General features: G+C 65.1%; 27 protein-coding genes and 2 tRNA genes. 18 read left to right on the top strand and 11 right to left on the bottom strand.

Translation table 11 applies throughout. The features are described from left to right. Positions 1-211 precede the first annotated feature (211 nt). From C6Y53_RS06380 to C6Y53_RS06340, 10 genes are all read left to right on the top strand, one after another. On the top strand, positions 212-421 hold the full coding sequence (locus tag C6Y53_RS06380; RefSeq protein ID WP_106471677.1) for a hypothetical protein: 210 nt from the start codon (positions 212-214) through the stop codon (positions 419-421). After that, positions 414-680, top strand: coding sequence for a hypothetical protein (locus tag C6Y53_RS06375; protein ID WP_106471676.1), 267 nt, complete (start codon positions 414-416; stop codon positions 678-680). The genes C6Y53_RS06380 and C6Y53_RS06375 overlap by 8 nt, the downstream gene beginning before the upstream one ends. After that, positions 677-979, top strand: coding sequence for a hypothetical protein (locus tag C6Y53_RS06370; RefSeq protein ID WP_106471675.1), 303 nt, complete (start codon positions 677-679; stop codon positions 977-979). The genes C6Y53_RS06375 and C6Y53_RS06370 overlap by 4 nt, the downstream gene beginning before the upstream one ends. Then, positions 976-1,332: a hypothetical protein gene (locus C6Y53_RS06365; RefSeq protein ID WP_106471674.1), complete on the top strand. Its 357-nt coding sequence runs from the start codon at positions 976-978 to the stop codon at positions 1,330-1,332. Before C6Y53_RS06370 ends, C6Y53_RS06365 begins: the two co-directional genes overlap by 4 nt. Further along, entirely contained in the window at positions 1,332-1,961 is a 630-nt protein-coding gene (locus C6Y53_RS20965; protein ID WP_211299479.1) for a hypothetical protein, read from the top strand. Before C6Y53_RS06365 ends, C6Y53_RS20965 begins: the two co-directional genes overlap by 1 nt. Next, positions 1,958-2,800 (top strand): DUF6551 family protein, encoded by an 843-nt coding sequence (locus tag C6Y53_RS20960; protein WP_211299478.1) that lies wholly within the window; start codon positions 1,958-1,960, stop codon positions 2,798-2,800. The genes C6Y53_RS20965 and C6Y53_RS20960 overlap by 4 nt, the downstream gene beginning before the upstream one ends. Next, positions 2,797-3,729, top strand: coding sequence for a DUF5131 family protein (locus C6Y53_RS06355; protein ID WP_106471672.1), 933 nt, complete (start codon positions 2,797-2,799; stop codon positions 3,727-3,729). The genes C6Y53_RS20960 and C6Y53_RS06355 overlap by 4 nt, the downstream gene beginning before the upstream one ends. Continuing rightward, a complete protein-coding gene (locus C6Y53_RS06350) occupies positions 3,726-4,082 on the top strand; it encodes a hypothetical protein (RefSeq protein WP_106471671.1) in 357 nt (118 codons plus the stop codon). Before C6Y53_RS06355 ends, C6Y53_RS06350 begins: the two co-directional genes overlap by 4 nt. 9 nt (positions 4,083-4,091) lie before the next feature. Further along, the gene (locus C6Y53_RS06345) at positions 4,092-4,310 is read left to right on the top strand and encodes a hypothetical protein (RefSeq protein ID WP_106471670.1); all 219 of its coding nucleotides are present in this window, start codon (positions 4,092-4,094) and stop codon (positions 4,308-4,310) included. Positions 4,311-4,660: 350 nt separating this feature from the next. Then, positions 4,661-5,353 (top strand): tyrosine-type recombinase/integrase, encoded by a 693-nt coding sequence (locus C6Y53_RS06340; protein WP_211299477.1) that lies wholly within the window; start codon positions 4,661-4,663, stop codon positions 5,351-5,353. A 99-nt stretch (positions 5,354-5,452) separates the two neighbouring features. On the opposite strand, the gene C6Y53_RS06335 is transcribed toward C6Y53_RS06340, so the two are convergent. Then, a tRNA-Tyr gene (locus C6Y53_RS06335) sits at positions 5,453-5,536 on the bottom strand. A gap of 101 nt (positions 5,537-5,637) precedes the next feature. On the opposite strand from C6Y53_RS06335, the gene rlmB reads away from it, so the two are divergent. From rlmB to C6Y53_RS06315, 4 genes are all read left to right on the top strand, one after another. Further along, the gene (gene rlmB / locus C6Y53_RS06330) at positions 5,638-6,408 is read left to right on the top strand and encodes a 23S rRNA (guanosine(2251)-2'-O)-methyltransferase RlmB (RefSeq protein WP_106471668.1); all 771 of its coding nucleotides are present in this window, start codon (positions 5,638-5,640) and stop codon (positions 6,406-6,408) included. Between the two features lie 96 nt (positions 6,409-6,504). Further along, entirely contained in the window at positions 6,505-6,837 is a 333-nt protein-coding gene (locus C6Y53_RS06325) for a hypothetical protein (RefSeq protein ID WP_106471667.1), read from the top strand. Positions 6,838-6,981: 144 nt separating this feature from the next. Beyond that, positions 6,982-7,440, top strand: coding sequence for a YHS domain-containing (seleno)protein (locus C6Y53_RS06320; protein ID WP_244614952.1), 459 nt, complete (start codon positions 6,982-6,984; stop codon positions 7,438-7,440). A gap of 203 nt (positions 7,441-7,643) precedes the next feature. Then, positions 7,644-8,114, top strand: coding sequence for a CoA-binding protein (locus tag C6Y53_RS06315; protein WP_106473978.1), 471 nt, complete (start codon positions 7,644-7,646; stop codon positions 8,112-8,114). 10 nt (positions 8,115-8,124) lie between these two features. Here the strand turns inward: C6Y53_RS06315 and C6Y53_RS06310 are convergent, their stop codons facing one another. Beyond that, entirely contained in the window at positions 8,125-8,439 is a 315-nt protein-coding gene (locus C6Y53_RS06310; protein WP_106471666.1) for a phosphoribosyl-ATP diphosphatase, read from the bottom strand. Between the two features lie 11 nt (positions 8,440-8,450). After that, complete coding sequence (gene hisF, locus C6Y53_RS06305) at positions 8,451-9,212, bottom strand: imidazole glycerol phosphate synthase subunit HisF (protein ID WP_106471665.1); 762 nt, start codon at positions 9,210-9,212, stop codon at positions 8,451-8,453. A gap of 53 nt (positions 9,213-9,265) precedes the next feature. On the opposite strand from hisF, the gene C6Y53_RS06300 reads away from it, so the two are divergent. After that, positions 9,266-9,781: a DUF302 domain-containing protein gene (locus C6Y53_RS06300; RefSeq protein ID WP_342212775.1), complete on the top strand. Its 516-nt coding sequence runs from the start codon at positions 9,266-9,268 to the stop codon at positions 9,779-9,781. Positions 9,782-9,783: 2 nt separating this feature from the next. On the opposite strand, the gene hisA is transcribed toward C6Y53_RS06300, so the two are convergent. After that, positions 9,784-10,506, bottom strand: coding sequence for a 1-(5-phosphoribosyl)-5-[(5-phosphoribosylamino)methylideneamino]imidazole-4-carboxamide isomerase (gene hisA / locus C6Y53_RS06295; RefSeq protein ID WP_106471663.1), 723 nt, complete (start codon positions 10,504-10,506; stop codon positions 9,784-9,786). Positions 10,507-10,639: 133 nt separating this feature from the next. On the opposite strand from hisA, the gene C6Y53_RS06290 reads away from it, so the two are divergent. Beyond that, complete coding sequence (locus C6Y53_RS06290; RefSeq protein ID WP_106471662.1) at positions 10,640-11,026, top strand: DUF2147 domain-containing protein; 387 nt, start codon at positions 10,640-10,642, stop codon at positions 11,024-11,026. A gap of 103 nt (positions 11,027-11,129) precedes the next feature. Next, positions 11,130-11,552: a DUF2147 domain-containing protein gene (locus tag C6Y53_RS06285; RefSeq protein WP_149615468.1), complete on the top strand. Its 423-nt coding sequence runs from the start codon at positions 11,130-11,132 to the stop codon at positions 11,550-11,552. Between the two features lie 4 nt (positions 11,553-11,556). Here the strand turns inward: C6Y53_RS06285 and hisH are convergent, their stop codons facing one another. Together hisH and hisB are read right to left on the bottom strand one after the other, a co-directional pair. Continuing rightward, positions 11,557-12,195: an imidazole glycerol phosphate synthase subunit HisH gene (hisH, locus tag C6Y53_RS06280; protein WP_106471660.1), complete on the bottom strand. Its 639-nt coding sequence runs from the start codon at positions 12,193-12,195 to the stop codon at positions 11,557-11,559. Between the two features lie 54 nt (positions 12,196-12,249). Next, positions 12,250-12,837, bottom strand: coding sequence for an imidazoleglycerol-phosphate dehydratase HisB (gene hisB / locus C6Y53_RS06275; RefSeq protein WP_106471659.1), 588 nt, complete (start codon positions 12,835-12,837; stop codon positions 12,250-12,252). Between the two features lie 167 nt (positions 12,838-13,004). Between hisB and C6Y53_RS06270 the strand changes: the two genes are divergently transcribed. Then, the gene (locus tag C6Y53_RS06270; protein WP_106471658.1) at positions 13,005-13,244 is read left to right on the top strand and encodes an Lrp/AsnC family transcriptional regulator; all 240 of its coding nucleotides are present in this window, start codon (positions 13,005-13,007) and stop codon (positions 13,242-13,244) included. Between the two features lie 97 nt (positions 13,245-13,341). Here C6Y53_RS06270 and C6Y53_RS06265 read toward each other — a convergent pair. The 5 genes from C6Y53_RS06265 to C6Y53_RS06245 all read right to left on the bottom strand — a co-directional run bounded on the left by C6Y53_RS06265 (position 13,342) and on the right by C6Y53_RS06245 (position 18,755). Further along, a tRNA-Gly gene (locus tag C6Y53_RS06265) sits at positions 13,342-13,416 on the bottom strand. A 180-nt stretch (positions 13,417-13,596) separates the two neighbouring features. Further along, positions 13,597-17,040, bottom strand: coding sequence for a pyruvate carboxylase (locus tag C6Y53_RS06260; RefSeq protein ID WP_106471657.1), 3,444 nt, complete (start codon positions 17,038-17,040; stop codon positions 13,597-13,599). 117 nt (positions 17,041-17,157) lie between these two features. After that, the gene (locus tag C6Y53_RS06255) at positions 17,158-18,306 is read right to left on the bottom strand and encodes an alpha-hydroxy acid oxidase (RefSeq protein WP_106471656.1); all 1,149 of its coding nucleotides are present in this window, start codon (positions 18,304-18,306) and stop codon (positions 17,158-17,160) included. Between the two features lie 45 nt (positions 18,307-18,351). After that, positions 18,352-18,567 carry a ribbon-helix-helix domain-containing protein gene (locus C6Y53_RS06250; protein ID WP_106471655.1) on the bottom strand — a complete coding sequence of 72 codons (216 nt, stop codon included), beginning with the start codon at positions 18,565-18,567 and terminating at the stop codon, positions 18,352-18,354. Further along, positions 18,564-18,755, bottom strand: a complete 192-nt coding sequence (locus C6Y53_RS06245; protein ID WP_106471654.1) for a DUF4169 family protein — start codon at positions 18,753-18,755, stop codon at positions 18,564-18,566. The genes C6Y53_RS06250 and C6Y53_RS06245 overlap by 4 nt, the downstream gene beginning before the upstream one ends. Between the last annotated feature and the right edge of the window lie 143 nt (positions 18,756-18,898).

Here is an 18,898-nt window from a genome sequence, read left to right as displayed (position 1 = left end):
ACCCAGTTCAGATCTATTCCCAATAGCCGGAGTGGTTTTGCGATCCAGGCGTAGAGTCTCATACTGATTCTCCAATGTTCACGATATATTCTCATCTAAGGGTGATTTGCTGTAAACTGTCCGGACGAGTATAATCCAGAAATTTCGGATTTTATGATTGACGAATCCGCAAAATTCGGATTACTTGCCTCCAACAACAAAGGAGGCGACGATGCAGCATTTCATTCCCCCGCGGATACCGGCGGCTGAGCCAAGCGCACAATTCTGCGCCGATGCGCGCCAGGTGGTGGCGAACCCCGAACAATATGCCGACCGGCCACTGTTGCGGCGGCTGGCATGGATGACGCTGATGTCGGAGCGCGGTCTGATCGTCGATCAGGACCGGCTCGCACGGATGCCGGTGGAGATCGCCGATGTCTGATCTCGACCATGCCCAGCGCGCTGCCCTGATCGATGCGCACAAGTCCCTGAGCCATGGCGGTTTGCAGGAGGTGACGGGGGACCGGGGGCCGGTATGGGTCGGCGGTCACCCCGACCTTGACCGGGAACACCACGGCGTCGTCGTCTCCTCGCTCCACCATCGTGGCCTTGTCGAGCGGATCGGACGAAAGCCGATGCGCACAGCGGGCATCACCGAGGAAGGCATTCTCGAGCTCGACTGTGCGGGGGCGGCGACATGAAGGCGCGAATTGAACTGGCGCGGATCGCCGCCGCGATTGAACTGCTCAAGCGGGTCAACCCTGAGCGGCGGCTTGCCCGGCTCCGGAAACTGATCCTGAACAACGGTGGTCGCTGGGATCTGCCAAGCGAGGCCAGGGGCCGAGATGGAGCGCCCATCTATAACCCGCTGCTGATCTCGGTCGAACTGTTCGGTGTCTACGCGATGGCCGACGATGTGGACGAGTTGGCAAAGAACTGGATGCGCTGTGCCCGAAACATCCTTGACGCGGCCGGCGATGACCGAGCGGAGGTCGCATGAAGGGACAGGTTTTCGCACCGCCCGAAATCGGAACTGAGGTTCGGTTCCAGCGGTCGCCCTCGCACCACCCGGAAAACGGAACTGTCCGGGGTCGCCAGTTTGGCACCGGGATTATCGAAGTTCGGGACGAAACCTCGAAATCGGTCAGCCTGAAGCCCGGTCAGTACGAGATCATTGCAACCAGTTCGCCGCAATTGCCGACCCGCACTCACGGACGGCAGCAGCCCCCACCGGCCACCACTCCTCCATATCCCTCGGCCGGTGGGGGCACAGACAGGATATCCGGCTGGTGGATCCTGCCCGCCGCCATCGCCGGGGCGCTGCTGTGGGCCGATATTCTGGGGCTGTTGTGATGAACGAAGCTGACAACATCTTTGTCGCGGGGTTCGGGCGCTGCGGCACAACCGCGATGATGCAACTGCTTTGGGCGGGCGGGGCGCCTGTGGCCGGACCGGCGCCGGCCTTCGAGGATTGCCGCCTCGGGCCGGGAACGACCGATGTGGCATGGGTCCGTGCCCAGCGCGGCCGGGTTCTGAAATGGATAGACCCGTCCAGGTCGCGGCTTCCGGTCGATATCACGTCGCGGACAATCTGGTTGGATCGCGCGCCGAAGGACCAGGCGCGCAGCCAGATCAAGATGCTGCGGATGCTTACGCCGGATATGGCGTCGATCGGAGGTGGCCCGAGCGTGTCGGCGTTTGCACGAAGTCTGAAGCGCGACCGGGCGCCGCCGATCGCAGCCCTGCGCAAGCGCGGGCCGGTGCTGGTGGTCACGTTCAAGGAGCTGCTCGCGCAACCCTTGGCGACGGCGCTGAGGGTGCGGCGGTTCCTCGGGCCGGAATTCCTGCCGGACCCGGTCAGAGGCGCCAAGGCGATCCTGAACCGCGGACCAGAATGTCAGCCGGATCTGTGGGTCGAGCAAAGTACGTCGATTGCGTGGAAAGCCTGCGAGGCAGTCAAAGAACAGGAGGCAGAGCTATGAGTTTGCGAAAGGTGGATGTTTCTGGCCTGGAACCCGTTTCGGGTGGGGTGAAAGGGGCGTTCCCGCTTCTGGATTTCGTCGACATCGATGCGCTGGTGATAGATGGCAGCTACCAGCGCGGTATCGAAAGACGCGGCCGGAAAAACATTCAGAAGATCGCGAGTCAGTTCGACTGGTCAAAGTTCTCGCCGCTGGTGGTGTCGAGGCGGCCGGGAGGACAGTTTGCTATCATCGATGGTCAGCACCGGGCCCATGCGGCTGCGCTGCGCGGCGTGATCGAGGTGCCCGCCCTGATTGTCGAACTGGACGCCCAGCAGGAGGCAGCGGCCTTTTCCGAAATCAACGGCACGGTCACCGCACTGACGCCAAACCAGATCTACAAGGCTGCGCTGGCCGGTTTCGAAAGCTGGGCAGTGGAATGTGACGCAGTAGTGGCTAAGGCCGGATGCCGCCTGATGCCCTACAATAAGAATGCAGCTTCCAAGGCGCCTGGCGAGGTATTTTGCGTCACGCTGGTGCGCAAGTATGTCGAGGCTGGGAACGCACCTTATCTGTTCGCGGTGCTTGCAGGTATCAAAGCGAGTTTCGTGGCGGACCAGGTGTCCTACTACAACTCATTCGGGCTTAGCGCACTGGTGCCAGCGGCGACTATGAACGGTGTGCGAAAGCCCGAGGTTATTGCTGGATTCTTAGACAACCATGATCTGGGCGACACAGAACGACGCGTCCGATCCTTACAGGATCTGCCAGAGCATCGTGGCACGAGCTTCAAGTTGCTTTTCTCCCAGAGCGTTCAGGTTCTGATGAAGGCCTACGCCCAAAAGCGGCTGGCGGCATGACTGATCAGACGAAAATCGAGTGGACCGATTTCACGGTGAACTTTTGGGAGGGATGCCAAAAAGTCGGGCCTGGCTGCGACAACTGTTATGCCGAGGCGCGTGATGTCCGGTTCACTGGCGGGTCGCATTGGGGTCCGGGCGCTCCTCGGCGGTTGGTAAAGAGTGGGCTTGCGAAGCTCCATAAGATCAACCGCGATGCTGAGAGTTTTCGCCATGAGCATGGGCACTGGCCGCGTGTCTTTTGCTCCAGCCTTTCGGACATCTTCGACAATGCCGTGCCAGAGCATGGCTATCGGACCCCTGCATTTGCAGAGATCGAAGCCAGCCGAAGTTGCCGCATACAGCTTTTGACCAAGCGGATCGGCAACGTAGAGCACCTCGTTCCCTACGATTGGGCGCATGGCCGCAACTATGGATGGCCTCGGCATGTCGGCTTAATGATCACAGTGGTCACTCAGGCCGAGGCCGATCGTGATATTCCTAAGTTGCTCGATCTCAAGTCGCGCTTTGGCATTCCCTGGGTGGGGTTAAGCATGGAGCCGCTGCTCGAGCATGTGTGCATTGCGCCATATCTTCATGATAGCGACTGCACCGAGGCCAACGGTGAATGCTATTGTCGAGATACAGGCGGCCCCTATGAGGCGACGGTCGATTGGGTGATCTGTGGCGGTGAAAGCGGCGCCAACGCGCGGCCGATGCATCCGGAATGGCCGAGCAGCATCGCCTACCAGTGCAAGGATGCGGGTGTCCCGTTCTTCTTCAAACAATGGGGCGAGTATCTGCATGAGGCTATCTACAATCCCTTTGCGGGTCCGAAGCCCTCGATCGAAGTTGACGGCCACCGATACATGAAAGTCGGCAAGGTCAAGGCTGGACGCTACCTCCATCCTTGGGGTGAGATCAGCGAGACACCGGTGGAAGCCGCATGACGGATCTTCTCGACCTCATGCGCGAGCCGCCGGTCACTTTGCCGGTTTTCGATGCGTTGGGTGTCATCCAGGGCGAGATCGACGAAACCCTACGGCTGACACATCCGCGCATGGCTTGGGACCGGGCAAGGATCGAACTGCACCGGCATACCGACGGCTTATGGATGTGGTCGGTAAGTTTCCATGCGGATGGTCGCGGCAGCGGCTATCGAGTAGGACCCAAATGGGGCCACTTCGCAAAGAGCCGAGAGGACGCTCTTCATTGGGCGGTAGACGAGCTGCTCACGCGACTTGAGAGCGTCGAGGGCAAGAACGCAGATTTGATCCGCGCGTGGGCACGGGGTTTGGCATAGGAGGGCTGCATGAACGCACATCTGACACGCCCGATCGCAGTTGGCGAAAAGACCGCGGCAGCCATGCTGGATATGACCATCCGAGATTTTTGCGATCTCGTCGCCAATGGTGCCTTGCCTGGACCAAAGGACATCGGCGGACACAAGCGATGGATGGTTTCGGACCTTGAGGCTATCCTGACCGGTGAAGCCGCGCGGCCCAGAGAGGCGTTTGCGATAGCCGTATGAAACGACCACCCAAGCCAAGGATCACGAAACCCCATCTAAAGTGGGTATGGAAAGGCGCAGCTAGCGGATGGCGCCCGTTCCATCGGGTGACCTGGACCGAGGACGGCAAGCGTCGAGAAAGAGCAATTCATCTGGATTGGCGGGGCAATGCTCAGGAACTGGACCGCCTATACTGGGCATGCGAGGCGGGCCGTCACAGCCGCCAGGTCACGCCTGGCAAATACACTTGGCGAGGGTGCATCGAGGCATGGCGCAAGGATCCTCGTGTACAAGGTAGACTCGCAGCCAGCACAAAGAAGTCGTACCGCCCGCCTATGGAGATGATTCTCGAGAGCAATGGTGGAAAGTCGATGAAATCGACCACGCGGCAAGACTTGCGCGTAGCACACCAGGCACTCAGCTCCACGCCCAAAAAAGCTGATCGGCTGCTCCAAACCGTATCTTTGCTTTGGAACTATGCCGCCGAAAAGATGGATTGGCCGTTAGGTCCAAATCCGGCAAAGGGCATAGATCATTTCGGCAAGCAGCGGGAATTCGAACCGTGGCCCGGGTGGATGGTCAAGGCCCTATCAAACGCCCCGGATCGGGTGCAAATCCTTGCCCGTTTGATCCTCGGCACCGGGCAGCGCCCAGGTGCCGCGGTGGCGATGCGCAGAGACCAGTTTCAGGGCGAGTGGATGATCGTCCGCGACGAGAAGGGTAAAAAGGAACTCGAAGTGTACTGCCCCCAGCCGCTCCGTGAATTCATCGAAACGCTCCCGATCAATGGCACGCATTTGCTGCCAAAGAACCTGACAGAGCCGCTGTCCTACCAGGCGGTGGAGACAACATTCCGAACCTGGCGCAAATCCCTGGGCGAGAAGGCGAAGCCGTACAGCCTTCACGGGTTGCGCAAATTGTCGATCATCCAGCTCGCGGAGGCGGGGGCGTCGGACGCAGAAATTCAGGCTGTCACTGGTCAGAGCGCTGAAATGGTCGCTTACTACCGTGCGAAAGCGAGCCGCAAAGCGCTATCCAAAGCCGCTCAAATCCGCCGAGAATAGAACATGAACGGAACAAGAAAGTGGGACCAAGATGTGGGACCAGCCGGCACTGCCGATTTTCCCAAATACCCGAATATCATGTAACTATTTGAATTGAAGTGGTGGGCGACCTTGGAATCGAACCAAGCGTGCGTCTCCGCGAGGGAGTTACAGTCCCCTGCCACACCTTGCGGCCTGTCGCCCACGGTCCTGGCGCATTGCGCCCGACGTGAAGGCGTGATTACAAGCGCGCCAATAGGGCGTCAACAGGAAAATCCGGGTGGCGCGATACGCGGGAGCGCGAGATGAAAAAGCCGAAATGGGTCGTCGAAAAGGAACGCGCGCGCAAGGCGTCGGCGGCGGAAACGGTCTGGCTGTTCGGCCTGCACGCGGTGCGCGATGCGCTGTCGAATCCCCGGCGCGAAAAGCTGCGCCTGATCGTGACCCGCAACGCCGCCGACAAGCTGGCCGAGGCGATCGCGGCGGCGGGGATCGAACCCGAACTGGCCGATGCGCGCAGGTTCACCGCGCCGGTCGATCCGGGATCGGTCCATCAGGGTGCCGCGCTGGAGGTCAGGCCGCTCGACTGGGGGCGCGTTGCCGACGTGGCGATCGGGGCGGCGTCGCCGCGCCTGGTGCTGCTCGACCGCGTGACCGACCCGCATAACGTGGGCGCGATCCTGCGCTCGGCCGAGGTGTTCGGGGCCTCGGCGGTGATCGGCACGCGGCATCATTCGGCACCGGAAACCGGGGCGCTGGCAAAGACCGCCAGCGGCGCGCTCGAACGTCAGCCCTATCTGCGGGTGCGCAATCTCGCCGACACCATCGCCGAGCTGCAGGGCATGGGTTACCTGGTGCTGGGGCTGGATGGCGAGGCCGGCCAGACCATCGAAGAGGCCATCGCCGGACGCCGCGACGGCCCGGTGGCGCTGGTGCTGGGCGCCGAGGGGCCGGGGCTGCGCGCCAAAACGCGCGAGGTGGTCGACGCGCTGGTGCGGATCGATGCCGCCGGCGGGTTCGGGTCGCTCAACGTCTCGAACGCGGCGGCGGTCGCGCTATACGCGTCGCGGGCCTGACGCTGCCGCCGGGACGGTCGCGCCCGGTTCGGGCAGGCGTTGAATCGGGCGGCGGGCGACAATATCTCGGGCGGGACCCAACGCCGGATGCCGACAATGCCCCATGCCACCAAGATCGCGACATGCTGTTATTGCGGGACCCGCGCGGCGCTGGTGCTGAGAGGCAAGACCCGGCACGAACTGTCCTGTTCCGCCTGTGGCGCGCCGCTGCACGATCTCAAGATGCTGCGCAAGGATCGCACCGGTGACCGGGAACTGGTTGTGACGCCAAACCCGAAGCGCAAGGTGAAGGCCACCCGCCCCGGCAGGCGCGTGGCACCGGCCGCCGTCCTTGCCACGGCATCAAAGAAGAAACGCAAGCGGCGCAAGTCGTTGCTGTCAAGGGTCATGGAAGAGGCATTCGACGCGATCGAGGATATCTTTGACTGATCGCGTTCACGGGCGATCACCGGCTGGCGAGCCGGGCTTCACATCCCCGTATGCGGTCTTGCAACAGGGCCGCCAGCGGCCATTCTAGGACGGAAATGAACATCTGAACCCCGTTCCGCCGACCGAACCCGCTGACCTGATCCCATGTCGCCACGCCGCCTCGTTCCCGTTCTGCTTGCCGCCCTGATGCTGATCGCGGGCGGCTGGCAGGTCGCGCGGGCCGAGGTCGCGCTCTATTATGCGGAGGGCGGAACCGCCATTTCGGGTTACGATCCGGTCAGCTATTTCCGTGATGATGCGCCGCGCAGGGGGCGGGCCGAATACAGCCTTACCTGGAAGCGCGTGACCTGGCTGTTCGCCAGCGCCGAGAACCGCGATGCATTCGAGGCCGACCCGCGCGCCTACGCGCCGCAGTTCGGCGGGTTCTGCGCCTATGCCATGTCACGGGGCCGGAAAAGCATGACCAACCCGCTGGCGTGGTGGATCCAGGACGGGCGGCTCTACCTGATCCACGATCTCGATCTGCGTGACCGCTGGATGCGCGACATCGCCGGCAACGTGGCGCGTGCGCGTGAACACTGGCCGACGGTGCGGCGGAATTAGGCCGCGCCGGCCGGCCGTGTCCGGCTTTGTGATCACGATTTCTCGACAAGGGATGATTTACCCGGGTGGCATACCTATCTCAGTTTTGTCCGCGGGGCCGGAACCCTCGCGGATTTAATACTGTCCCTCGTTCCGTGCCTTGCGCCCAGAGATTGATTTCTGGGCGCATTTTTATGAAACAGGACAAAACGGGGGGACCGGGCATGGCGGCATATTCCGACGCATATCTCAAACAGATCCTGACGCGCACCAAGGTCATCGCCGTGGTCGGCGTTTCGCTGAACCCGGTGCGGCCCAGCAATTATGTGGCCCGCTATCTCGGGCTGCGCGGCTATCGGGTGATCCCGGTCAATCCCGGCCACGCGGGCGAACGGCTCTATGGGGAACGGGTTGCGGGATCGCTGGGCGAGATCGACGCGCCGGTGGACATGGTCGATATCTTCCGCCGTTCCGAGGCGGTGCCGCCGATCGTCGAGGAAGCGCTGGACACGCTGCCGCATCTGAAAACCGTATGGATGCAGATCGGTGTCAGGAATGCCGGGGCCGCCGCGATGGCCGAGGCCCGCGGGATCGACGTGATCCAGAACCTGTGTCCGAAAATGGAATACCAGCGCCTGTTCGGCGAATTGCGCATGGGCGGCTTCAACACCGGGGTCATCTCGTCGAAGCTGTGACCCGTGCGTGTCAGTCCCGGCGCGCTGCCTTTTCGGCAATCCCGCTGGTGCCCTGGCGCCGCGCCAGTTCGGCCAGCACCTCGTCGAGCGTCACGTCGCGCGCGGCCAGCATGACCAGCAGGTGATAGAGCACGTCGGCCGCTTCGGCGGCCAGCCGGTCGCGGTCGCCCTTTACCGCCTCGATGATCGCTTCGACGGCTTCCTCGCCGAATTTCTCGGCGGCCTTCTCGGGGCCCTTGGCCAGCAGTTTCGCGGTCCAGCTGCTGTCGGGATCGGCGGTCTTGCGGGCCTCGATGGTGGCGGCCAGTTGGTGCAGAAGGCTCATCGCCGGTCCTTTCAGTTCAGCCGCACGGGGATGCCCGCCGCCGCCATGTGTTGCTTGGCCTGGCGGATCGTGAATTCGCCGAAATGGAAGATCGACGCGGCCAGCACCGCGCTGGCGCCGCCCTGGGTCACGCCCTCGACCAGGTGATCGAGCGTGCCGACGCCGCCCGAGGCGATCACCGGGACCGGCACCGCGTCCGAGATCGCGCGGGTGAGCGGCAGGTTGAACCCGGCGCGGGTGCCGTCGCGATCCATCGAGGTCAGCAGGATTTCCCCGGCCCCCCTGGCCACCACGGTGCGGGCGAATTCGACAGCGTCGATGCCGGTGGGGCGGCGGCCGCCATGGGTGAAGATTTCCCACCGGCCCGGCTCGACCGTCTTGGCGTCGATGGCGACGACGATGCACTGGCTGCCGAACCGGTCGGCGGCCTCGGCCACCACGTCCGGATCGGCCACGGCGGCCGAGTTGAAGCTGACCTTGTCGGCGCCTGCCAGCAACAGGTCGCGCACATCCCCGTGGCTGCGCACGCCGCCGCCGACGGTCAGCGGGATATAGCAATGTTCGGCGGTGCGCCGGACCACGTCGAACATGGTGCCGCGGTTTTCGTGGGTGGCGTGGATATCGAGAAAACACAATTCGTCCGCGCCTGCCGCATCATAGGCGCGGGCCGATTCCACCGGGTCGCCCGCATCGACGAGATCGACGAAATTCACCCCCTTGACCACCCGGCCATCGGCCACGTCGAGACAGGGTATGATGCGGGTCTTGAGCATGTTCGATCCTTTTTACCCCGGTTCCTAGCGGCAAATCCGCGCGGATACCAGAGATGCGGCTGGACCATCGCGACGCATCGTGGCGACATGGGTGCAAGACGCGACAGAAAGGGACAGACATGCGACATCACATCATCCTGGCGGCAGCACTCGCGGTGATCGGGGCGGGGCAGGCCATGGCCGACGATCTGGTTCGGGTCAAGACCGGAAAATCGGTCACTGCGGCGATGGATGCATTGCAGACGGCAGTGGAAGGCGCCGGCGCGACGGTGTTCGCGCGCATCGACCACGGCGCCGGAGCCAGGACGGTGGATATAGATCTGGGGGATGTGCAACTGTTGATATTCGGCAATCCGAAGATGGGAGCGCCGGTGATGAGTGCCGATCCGATTGCCGGGTTGTTCCTGCCGCTCAAGGTGTTGGCCTATGCCGACAAGGACGGTCAGGTCTGGCTGATCTATGAGGATCCGGAAGAAACGCTCGACGATCTGGAGGTCGATGACGTTCATCCGGTGATCGGCAAGATGCGGGGGGCGCTGGAGAAGCTGACCGCCAAGGCGGCCGAGTAGGCTCAGCCGCGCAGGGTTTCCAGCGCCGCCCGCAGGTCCAGCGCCCCGTCATAGAGCGCCCGGCCGGAGATCGCGCCGTCCAGCGTGACGCCGCAATCCCGCAGCGCGATCAGGTCCTCGAGCGACGACACGCCGCCCGAGGCAATTACAGGGATCTGCACCGCGCGGGCCAGCGCGGCGGTGGCGGCGATATTCGGGCCCTGCATCGCCCCGTCGCGGTCGATATCGGTGTAGATGATCGCGGCCACGCCCGCGTCCTCGTACCGGCGGGCGAGGTCGGTGGCGTCCACGTCGGTTTCCTCGGCCCAGCCGCGCGTCGCGACGCGGCCGCCGCGCGCGTCGATGCCCACTGCCACCCGGCCGGGAAAGGCGCGGGCCGCTTCGCGGACCAGCTCGGGCCGTTCCACCGCCACCGTGCCCAGGATCACCCGTGCCAGCCCCTTGTCCAGCCAGGTTTCGATCGTGGCCATGTTGCGGATGCCGCCGCCCAGCTGCGCGGGCACCTTGCAGCCGGACAGGATCGCCTCGACCGCCGCGGCGTTCACCGGTTCGCCCGCAAAGGCGCCATTGAGGTCCACCAGGTGCAGCCACGCACAGCCCGCGTCGACAAAGGAGCGGGCCTGCGCGGCGGGGTCGTCGTTGAACACCGTTGCCTTGTCCATTTCGCCACGCAGCAGGCGCACGGCCTGCCCGTCCTTGAGGTCGATTGCGGGGTAGAGGATCATCGCGGCGGCCTTTCCTGTGTCGGTCGGCGCGATATGGCATGGCCGGGCCGGGGAATGCAACGCGACCCGAGGTTAGCCTTGCCTGACCGGGCGGCGGCGCGGCAGACTGGCGGCGAGACGAGGGAGAGATGGCATGAAGACATTCGTTCTGGGCGCGGTCGCGGCGCTGGGTCTGGCCGGGGCGGCGCTGGCCGATCCGGTCGAGGGCACCTGGCAGACGCAGGTGGATGACGGGTCATACGCGCATATCGCCATGGCCCCCTGCGGCAGCGCGATCTGCGGCACCATCGCCCGCACCTTCAACGCGGAGGGCGAATACACATCGCCCAATATCGGCAAGACGCTGGTGATCGACATGGTGCCGAACGGCGATGGCAGCTATGCGGGCAAGGTCTGGCGGCCGTCGAACGACAAGATCTATATCGGCAAGATGAAGCTGAACGGAAACGCGCTGGCGCTGCGGGGTTGCATCGCGGGCGGGCTGTTATGTTCCAAGCAGACCTGGAGCCGGGTGCAGTAGAACCCGCGGCGCCGCGTTTTTGGCGATTTGGTGATTCGGGCCGGTCGGGTGTACACTCGTCCGGCCTTTCGCGCGCCGGGCGGCGAACAGGCGCGCCACACCCGTGTCCTCGAACGGAGGGATGCCGGTGCAGCACGAGCGGACCAGGTGCATTCTCGTTGCGGTTCTGACCGCGGGATTTGCCGCGTATGCCGGCGCGGAATCTCCTGTCGGCACCTGGCAGACCCCGCCCGATGCCAACGGCATCTTCGCGCATATCGTCGCCGCGCCCTGCGGTGCGGGGACCTGTGGCGTGATCGCGCGCACCTATGATCGCGACGGTCGTCGGGTCAGCACGCCAAATCTGGGCCGGCGGGTGTTCTGGGACATGCGCCCGGTGGGCGGCGGACGCTGGGAAGGGCAGGCCTATGTGCCGCTCTACGATCGCACCGTGCCCGGCGTGATGCAGATCAGCGGCAACCGGGCACGGGTGTCGGGCTGTGCCGGGCCGATCTGCCTGGCGCAGAGCTGGCGCCGGGTGAAATAGCCGCTCAGGGCGTCCAGCGCAGGAAGTTCCCGATCATGCGCAGGCCCGTGGCTTGGCTTTTTTCCGGGTGGAACTGCATCCCGATCATGGTGTCGCGCCCGATCATCGCGGTGACCGCGCCGCCGAAATCCACATGCGCCAGCCGCTGCCGCGGGTCGGTTGCGCGGAAATGATAGGAATGCACGAAATAGGCGTGATCGCCGGTCGAGATGCCGTCGAGCACGGGGTGCGGGTGGTCGAGCACCAGGTCGTTCCAGCCCATATGCGGCACTTTCAGCGCCGGATCGCCGGGCGTGATCCTGACCACGTCGCCGCCGATCCAGCCCAGCCCGTCGGTTTCCTCGTATTCATGGCCCCGCGTGGCCATCAGCTGCATGCCCACGCAGATGCCGAGAAAGGGGCGCGCGCGGGTTTCCACCGCCTCGCGCAGGGCCTCGTAGAGCCCCGAACGCCCCTTCAGCGCCGCCGCGCAGGCGGGAAAGGCCCCGTCGCCGGGCAGCACCAGGCGGTCGGCAACGGCCACCCTGTCGGGGTCGGAGGTGACGATCACCTCGCCCGCTCCGATCTCGTGCGCCATGCGCTGGAACGCCTTTTCCGCCGAATGCAGGTTGCCGCTCTCGTAGTCGATGATCGCCGTCAGCATGGGTCCGATCCCTGAAACATCCCGGTCGTTGGTCGCGGGACCGCGCGGGCGCCGCTAGAGCGCGCCCTTGGTCGATGGCACCGCGTCGGAGCGGCGCGGGTCGGGTTCGACCGCCTCGCGCAGGGCGCGGGCGACGGATTTGAACGCCGCCTCGGCGATATGGTGGCTGTTGATCCCGTGCAGCCGGTCCACATGCAGCGTGATGCCGCCATGGGTGCTGAAGGCCTGGAAAAACTCGCGCACCAGTTCGGTGTCGAAGGTGCCGATCCTGGCCGTGGGCAGATCGACGTTCCAGACCAGGTAGGGCCGCCCGGACAGGTCCAGCGCCGTGCGCAGCAGCGCATCGTCCATCGGCAGCAGGCAGGCCCCGTAGCGGCGGATGCCGCGCTTGTCGCCCAGTGCCTGCGCCAGCGCCTGGCCCAGTGCGATGCCGGTGTCCTCGACCGTGTGGTGATCGTCGATATGCAGGTCGCCGGTGGCGCGAACGGTCATGTCGATCAGGGAATGACGCGCCAGCTGGTCCAGCATGTGATCGAAGAACCCGACCCCGGTGCGGTTGTCATAGGCACCGGTGCCATCGAGATCGACGGTCACGCTGATATCGGTTTCCGCGGTCTTGCGGGTGATCCCGGCCTTGCGCATCGCGGGCCTCCTCATCGGTTCCGCTGGGCTTATAGGCGCGCGCGCGGCGGGTTCCAAGATGGCATGAACCGATCGGCGCCGGATGTGGCCGCTGGTCCACGCGGGGGATTGCACCCGCAACGCGCCCATGCCAGCCTGCGGCCAGACCCTTCGCTCAAGGCAGGCCCATGACCACCTGTGTCTTCATCCAGATCCGCTGCAGACCCGGCTCGACCTATCGTGTGGCCGAAGCCATCGCGCTGCGCGAGATCCACTCCGAGCTCTATTCGACCAGCGGCGAGTATGACCTGCTGATGAAGATGTACATTCCCGAGGGCGAGGACGTGGGCAAGTTCATCAACGATCACCTGCTGGATATCGACGGGATCGAACGGTCGCTGACCACCATGACCTTCAAGGTGTTCTAGCCCCTTTCCCGGCCCGAACCACGCCGCGGGACAGGCCGCGTGCGCGGCGGGCCGGACGGCCAACGCCCGGCATTTCCGTCGGTTGTTCGGTAAAATCTGGAGCGGGCGATGAGATTCGAACTCACGACCCCAACCTTGGCAAGGTTGTGCTCTACCCCTGAGCTACGCCCGCGTCCGTGGGTGAGGCGTCAGATATAAAGTCCGGCAGGGCGCTGCAAGAGGAAAATGGAGCCTGCGACAAAATTCTTCGCACCGGTTTCGCGCGCTGCCGGCACGCCCCGGAGGCCACCGGGCAACCGGGGCTCGGGGAGGCCCCGGATGTTGTCGTCTGCGCCGCGCCGTGGCCGGGTGGCTATTCGAGTTCGACCAGCAGGTCCTTGGCGTCGATCTGGCCGCCGGGCTGCACATGCACCGCCGCAACCACCGCGTCGCGTTCGGCATGGATGCCGGTTTCCATCTTCATCGCCTCGATGGTCAGCAGAAGATCGCCAGCCGTGACCTTCTGGCCCGGCTTGACCGCCACGGTGGCGACGACGCCGGGCATCGGCGCGCCGACATGGGCGGCGTTTCCCGGTTCCGCCTTGGCGCGCCGGATGGTCGAGGATTTCACCATCCGGTTCGGCACCCGGATCACCCGCGGCTGGCCGTTGAGTTCGAAGAACACCCGCACTTCGCCGTTCTCGTCGGTGTCGCTGACGGCCTGCAGGCGGATCTCCAGCGTCTTGCCGGGGTCGATCTCGGCGCTGATTTCCTCGCCCGGTTCCATCCCGTAGAAGAAATTGCGCGTGGGCAACGTGCGCACCGGGCCGTATTGCCGGTGCCGGCCCATGTAGTCGAGGAACACCTTGGGATACATCAGGTAGCCGTTGAGATCCTCGTCATCGACGGCCATGCCTTCCAGTTCCGCGCTGAGCTGCGTGCGCACCGCTTCCAGATCCACCGGTTCGAGGTGCCCGCCCGGACGTTCGGTGTTGGGCGCCTCGTCCTTGAGCACCTTGCGCATGATCGTGTCGGGAAATCCGCCCGGCGGCTGGCCGAGATTGCCGCGCAGCATGTCCACCACCGAGTCTGGAAAGGCGAGCTCGGTGGCCGGGTCCTCGACCTCGGCGCGGGTCAGGCCCTGGCTGACCATCATCAGCGCCATGTCGCCCACCACCTTGGAGGACGGCGTGACCTTGACGATATCGCCGAACATCCGGTTCACATCCGCATACATCTGCGCCACCTCGTGCCAGCGCTCCTCGAGCCCGAGGCTGCGGGCCTGGGCCTTGAGATTGGTGAACTGCCCGCCCGGCATCTCGTGCAGGTAGACCTCGGAAGTCGGGGCCTGCAGGCCGCTTTCAAAGGCGGCATACTGTCCGCGCACGGCTTCCCAATAGTCCGACAACTCGCGGATCGCGGCGATGTCGAGCCCGGTATCGCGGTCGGTGTGGCGCAGGGCCTCGACAACCGTGCCCAGCGTCGCCTGCGACGTGTTGCCCGACAGCGCGTCCATGGCGCAGTCGACCGCGTCCACGCCGGCATCGGCGGCGGCGAGGATGGTGGCGCAGGCCACGCCGGCGGTGTCATGGGTGTGGAAATGAATCGGCAGGCCGACCTCTTCCTTCAGCGCCCGGATCAGCACCCTGGCCGCGGCCGGTTTCAGCAGCCCGGCCATGTCCTTGAGCCCCAGCACATGCGCGCCCGCGTCGCGCAGGTCGCGGCCCATGCCGACATAGTATTTCAGGTCATACTTGGCCCGGTCCGGGTCGAGGATGTCGCCGGTATAGCACACGGTGCCTTCGCAGACCTTGTTCTGTTCGATCACCGCATCCATCGCGACGCGCATGTTCTCGACCCAGTTCAGGCTGTCGAAGACGCGGAATACGTCGACGCCGCTGGCGGCGGCCTGGCGGACGAATTCCCGCACCACGTTGTCGGGATAATTGGTGTAGCCGACGCCGTTCGAGCCGCGCAGCAGCATCTGTGTCATCAGGTTCGGCATCGCCTCGCGCAGGTCCCGCAGCCGTTGCCAGGGGCATTCCTGCAGGAACCGATAGGCCACGTCGAAAGTGGCGCCGCCCCAGCATTCGACGCTGAACAGTTGCGGCAGGTTGGCCGCATAGGCCGGCGCGACCCGGATCATGTCGATCGACCGCATCCGCGTGGCCAGCAGCGACTGGTGCCCGTCGCGCATGGTGGTGTCGGTGATCAGCACCTGTTTCTGCGCCTTCATCCAGTCCGCCACCGCCTGCGGACCCTTCTGTTCCAGAAGGTTCCGGGTCCCGTAGGATGGGTTTGAAACCCATCCTACCGGCGGGCGCGGCGGTTTCAGGTCGGGCCGCGGCTGCGGCCGGTCTCGGGTTTCGGGATGCCCGTTCACGGTGATGTCCGCGATATAGGTCAGCACCTTGGTGCCGCGGTCGCGCCGCTGCTTGAAGGAAAAGAGCTCGGGCGTCTCGTCGATGAACCGCGTGGTATAGTCGTTGGACAGGAAGGTGGGGTGTTTCAGCAGATTCTCGACAAAGGCGATGTTGGTGGACACGCCGCGAATGCGGAACTCGCGCAGCGCGCGGTCCATCCGCGCGATCGCCATCTCGGGCGTCGGCGCCCAGGCTGTGACCTTGGTCAGCAGGCTGTCATAGTAGCGCGTGATCACCCCGCCCGCATAGGCCGTGCCGCCGTCGAGCCGGATGCCCATGCCGGTGGCGCTGCGATAGGCGGTCAGGCGGCCGTAATCGGGGATGAAGTTGTTCTGCGGGTCCTCGGTGGTGACGCGGGTCTGCAGCGCATGGCCATTGAGGCGGATATCGTCCTGCGCCGCCTTGCCGGTCGCCTCGGCGATGGTCTTGCCCTCGGCGATCAGGATCTGCGCCCGCACGATGTCGATCCCGGTCACTTCCTCGGTGACGGTATGTTCGACCTGCACGCGGGGGTTCACCTCGATGAAATAGAAATTGCCGGTTTCCATATCCATCAGGAACTCGACCGTGCCCGCGCATTCATAGTTCACATGGGCGCAGATCCGGCGGCCGAGATCGCAGATCTCGGCCCGCTGGTCGTCGCCCAGGTAGGGCGCCGGGGCGCGTTCCACCACCTTCTGGTTGCGCCGCTGCACCGAGCAGTCGCGTTCATAGAGATGATAGATCTGCCCGTGTTTGTCGCCGAGGATCTGCACCTCGACATGGCGGGCGCGGGTGATCATTTTTTCCAGGTAGCCTTCGCCGTTGCCAAAGGCGGCCTCGGCCTCGCGGCGGCCTTCGAGCACCTTTTCGGCCAACTCGTCGGGGCCGTGGATCGGGCGCATGCCGCGCCCGCCTCCGCCCCATGATGCCTTGAGCATCAACGGATAGCCGATTTCCGCGGCCTCCTGGCCGATGGCGTCGAAATCGTCGCCGAGAACCTCCGTCGCCGGGATCACCGGCACGCCGGCCTCGATCGCCACCCGCCGCGCGCTGGCCTTGTCGCCGAGCGCGCGCATGGTTTCGGCCCTCGGACCGATGAAGGTCAGCCCCGCGGCGGTGCAGGCATCGACGAAATCGGGGTTCTCGGACAGCAGGCCATAGCCGGGATGGATCGCGTCCGCGCCGCTTTCGCGGGCGACCCGGATCATTTCCTCGATCGACAGGTAGGCGGCGACCGGTCCCAGCCCTTCGCCGATGCGATAGGCCTCGTCCGCCTTGAACCGGTGCAGGCCCAGCTTGTCCTCTTCCGCATAGACCGCAACCGTGCGTTTGCCCATCTCGTTCGCCGCGCGCATGATGCGAATGGCGATCTCGCCCCGGTTGGCTATCAGGATCTTGCGGAACTCGGTCATCGGTCGCCTCCGGGCGTGCAGGAATGCTGTGTTTCTAAGATGCTTTTTCCGGCGCGTAAACGGCGGCGGACGGGTGGGTTGCGGCGTTGCAGCATCGCGTGCCGCGACACAGTGATGTCAGGGTGCGGCGGCGAGCTGGATCGGCGCGGGCAGCTCCGCGAGCCGGCGCACGCCCAGTTGCCCCATATTCGCGGCCATGTCCCGGGCCAGCATGTCGACCAGATGCCCGGGCCCGGCCTCGCCCAGGGCCGCGACGGCGAAATGGAACGCCCGGCCCAGCATCACGAAATCCGCACCGGTCGCCAGCGCGCGCAGGATATCCAGCCCGCCCTCGATCCCGCTGTCGAAGATCAGCGGCACGGTGGTGGCGGCGCGGATGTCGGCCAGCACCTCGATCGCGCCCGGCGCGCCGTCGAACTGGCGCCCGGCATGGTTGGACACCCAGACCGCATCGGCGCCCAGATCCTCCAGCATCCGGGCATCCTCGGCGCGCAGCACGCCCTTGACCACCAGCGGACCCTGCCAGTTGTCGCGCAGCCAGGCGATATAGTCGCGGTCGGGCGCGGTGCGCAGCAGGTATCCGATATGGGCGGTCGATGGCAGGTTCTGCCGCGCCCCGCTCACATAGGGATCGAATATGCGCATCCGTGGCATGCCGGCGCGGGCGACCGCCAGCGCCCAGGCCGGGCGCCGCGCCACCTGCGCCAGCAGGCGCGGGGTCAGCCGCGGCGGCTGCGTCAGGCCCGACCGCGTCTGCCGTTCCCGGCGCGAGGCGACCGGCACGTCGACCGTCACCACCAGCGTGTCGAACCCCGCCGCGCGGGCGCGGTTCAGCATGTCGCGGCGGATTTCCTCGTCCCGCGGCGGGTAGAGTTGGAACCAGCCGTGATCGCCGAGGCTCGGCGCCACGTCCTCGGGCGTCTGGCTGGCCACGGTCGAGAGGGAATAGGGGATGCCGGCGCTGGCGGCGGCCCGGGCCAGGGTGTTCTCAGCGCCCGGCCAGATCAGCCCCGACATGCCCACCGGAGCGATGCCGAAGGGCAGGGGAAACGCCTTTCCGAACAACCGGGTGGACAGATCGGGCGTGAATTCCCCGTGCAACACGGCGGGCAGGAACCCGACCCGGTCCAGCGCCGCGCGATTGCGGGCCTTGGTGGCCTCAGTCCCGGTGCCGCTGTCGAGATATTCCCAGACAAAGGCCGGCAGGCGTTTCCGGGCCTTCCATTTCAGGTCCATCACGCCGGGATAGGTGCTGTGCAAGTCCATGGGCGGACAGTGAAGCCAAGCCTTGCGCTTTGTCCAGAGCCGGGATCAGCGGTTGCGGTAGCGGTTCAGGACAAAGACACGGATCGCCGAGGCCAGCCCGGTATCGGCGCCCCGCTCGGTGTCGATCCGCGCCGCCAGTTCGTTGAGCGGCAGGCCGTCTTGGCGGGCGATGTCGCGAAATGCCTGCCAGAACTCGTCTTCGAGCGAAACGCTGGTGCGATGACCCGAGAGCGTGAGCGACCGCTTGACGGGACGGTTCATGTGTCACCCGCGGGCGGCTCGATCCGCCCGGCCTCATGGCGGCGGGTCTTCAGGTCCTCCTCGGCGCGCGCGCGTTTCTTCCGGGCCTTGCTCAACCCGTGGAAGGCGGCATTCCGGTCGGCCTGTTCGCGGGCCTCCTGGCGGGCGCGGGCCTTGCGGTATCGGTTCAGGTTGACGGGGTCTGCCATGATGGCCCGAGTATAGGCCGGTTCGCATCCGCACAGAAAGCTCCGATTGCGCGCCCGCGAATTTGTGCGCCATCCGGGTCGGCGCTTCGACCCCGGCCAATGCCGCGTTGATCCGATCTGGCGTGACCGGACGGCATGAGCGT

Origin of the sequence: Pukyongiella litopenaei, assembly GCF_003008555.2 — a bacterium.
GTDB classification, from domain to species: domain Bacteria; phylum Pseudomonadota; class Alphaproteobacteria; order Rhodobacterales; family Rhodobacteraceae; genus Pukyongiella; species Pukyongiella litopenaei.
Note: the sequence above shows the minus strand (reverse complement) of the source record. Positions and strands in the feature narration are given on the sequence as shown.

Bases quoted from the DNA above. Each gene is read 5' to 3' on its own strand.
- C6Y53_RS06380 (WP_106471677.1), top strand. From the start codon at position 212: ATGCAGCATTTCATTCCCCCGCGGATACCGGCGGCTGAGCCAAGCGCA.
- C6Y53_RS06375 (WP_106471676.1), top strand. From the start codon at position 414: ATGTCTGATCTCGACCATGCCCAGCGCGCTGCCCTGATCGATGCGCAC.
- C6Y53_RS06370 (WP_106471675.1), top strand. From the start codon at position 677: ATGAAGGCGCGAATTGAACTGGCGCGGATCGCCGCCGCGATTGAACTG.
- C6Y53_RS06365 (WP_106471674.1), top strand. From the start codon at position 976: ATGAAGGGACAGGTTTTCGCACCGCCCGAAATCGGAACTGAGGTTCGG.
- C6Y53_RS20965 (WP_211299479.1), top strand. From the start codon at position 1,332: ATGAACGAAGCTGACAACATCTTTGTCGCGGGGTTCGGGCGCTGCGGC.
- C6Y53_RS20960 (WP_211299478.1), top strand. From the start codon at position 1,958: ATGAGTTTGCGAAAGGTGGATGTTTCTGGCCTGGAACCCGTTTCGGGT.
- C6Y53_RS06355 (WP_106471672.1), top strand. From the start codon at position 2,797: ATGACTGATCAGACGAAAATCGAGTGGACCGATTTCACGGTGAACTTT.
- C6Y53_RS06350 (WP_106471671.1), top strand. From the start codon at position 3,726: ATGACGGATCTTCTCGACCTCATGCGCGAGCCGCCGGTCACTTTGCCG.
- C6Y53_RS06345 (WP_106471670.1), top strand. From the start codon at position 4,092: ATGAACGCACATCTGACACGCCCGATCGCAGTTGGCGAAAAGACCGCG.
- C6Y53_RS06340 (WP_211299477.1), top strand. From the start codon at position 4,661: ATGAAATCGACCACGCGGCAAGACTTGCGCGTAGCACACCAGGCACTC.
- rlmB (WP_106471668.1), top strand. From the start codon at position 5,638: ATGAAAAAGCCGAAATGGGTCGTCGAAAAGGAACGCGCGCGCAAGGCG.
- C6Y53_RS06325 (WP_106471667.1), top strand. From the start codon at position 6,505: ATGCCCCATGCCACCAAGATCGCGACATGCTGTTATTGCGGGACCCGC.
- C6Y53_RS06320 (WP_244614952.1), top strand. From the start codon at position 6,982: ATGTCGCCACGCCGCCTCGTTCCCGTTCTGCTTGCCGCCCTGATGCTG.
- C6Y53_RS06315 (WP_106473978.1), top strand. From the start codon at position 7,644: ATGGCGGCATATTCCGACGCATATCTCAAACAGATCCTGACGCGCACC.
- C6Y53_RS06310 (WP_106471666.1), bottom strand. From the start codon at position 8,439: ATGAGCCTTCTGCACCAACTGGCCGCCACCATCGAGGCCCGCAAGACC.
- hisF (WP_106471665.1), bottom strand. From the start codon at position 9,212: ATGCTCAAGACCCGCATCATACCCTGTCTCGACGTGGCCGATGGCCGG.
- C6Y53_RS06300 (WP_342212775.1), top strand. From the start codon at position 9,266: ATGCGGCTGGACCATCGCGACGCATCGTGGCGACATGGGTGCAAGACG.
- hisA (WP_106471663.1), bottom strand. From the start codon at position 10,506: ATGATCCTCTACCCCGCAATCGACCTCAAGGACGGGCAGGCCGTGCGC.
- C6Y53_RS06290 (WP_106471662.1), top strand. From the start codon at position 10,640: ATGAAGACATTCGTTCTGGGCGCGGTCGCGGCGCTGGGTCTGGCCGGG.
- hisH (WP_106471660.1), bottom strand. From the start codon at position 12,195: ATGCTGACGGCGATCATCGACTACGAGAGCGGCAACCTGCATTCGGCG.
- hisB (WP_106471659.1), bottom strand. From the start codon at position 12,837: ATGCGCAAGGCCGGGATCACCCGCAAGACCGCGGAAACCGATATCAGC.
- C6Y53_RS06270 (WP_106471658.1), top strand. From the start codon at position 13,005: ATGACCACCTGTGTCTTCATCCAGATCCGCTGCAGACCCGGCTCGACC.
- C6Y53_RS06260 (WP_106471657.1), bottom strand. From the start codon at position 17,040: ATGACCGAGTTCCGCAAGATCCTGATAGCCAACCGGGGCGAGATCGCC.
- C6Y53_RS06255 (WP_106471656.1), bottom strand. From the start codon at position 18,306: ATGGACTTGCACAGCACCTATCCCGGCGTGATGGACCTGAAATGGAAG.
- C6Y53_RS06250 (WP_106471655.1), bottom strand. From the start codon at position 18,567: ATGAACCGTCCCGTCAAGCGGTCGCTCACGCTCTCGGGTCATCGCACC.
- C6Y53_RS06245 (WP_106471654.1), bottom strand. From the start codon at position 18,755: ATGGCAGACCCCGTCAACCTGAACCGATACCGCAAGGCCCGCGCCCGC.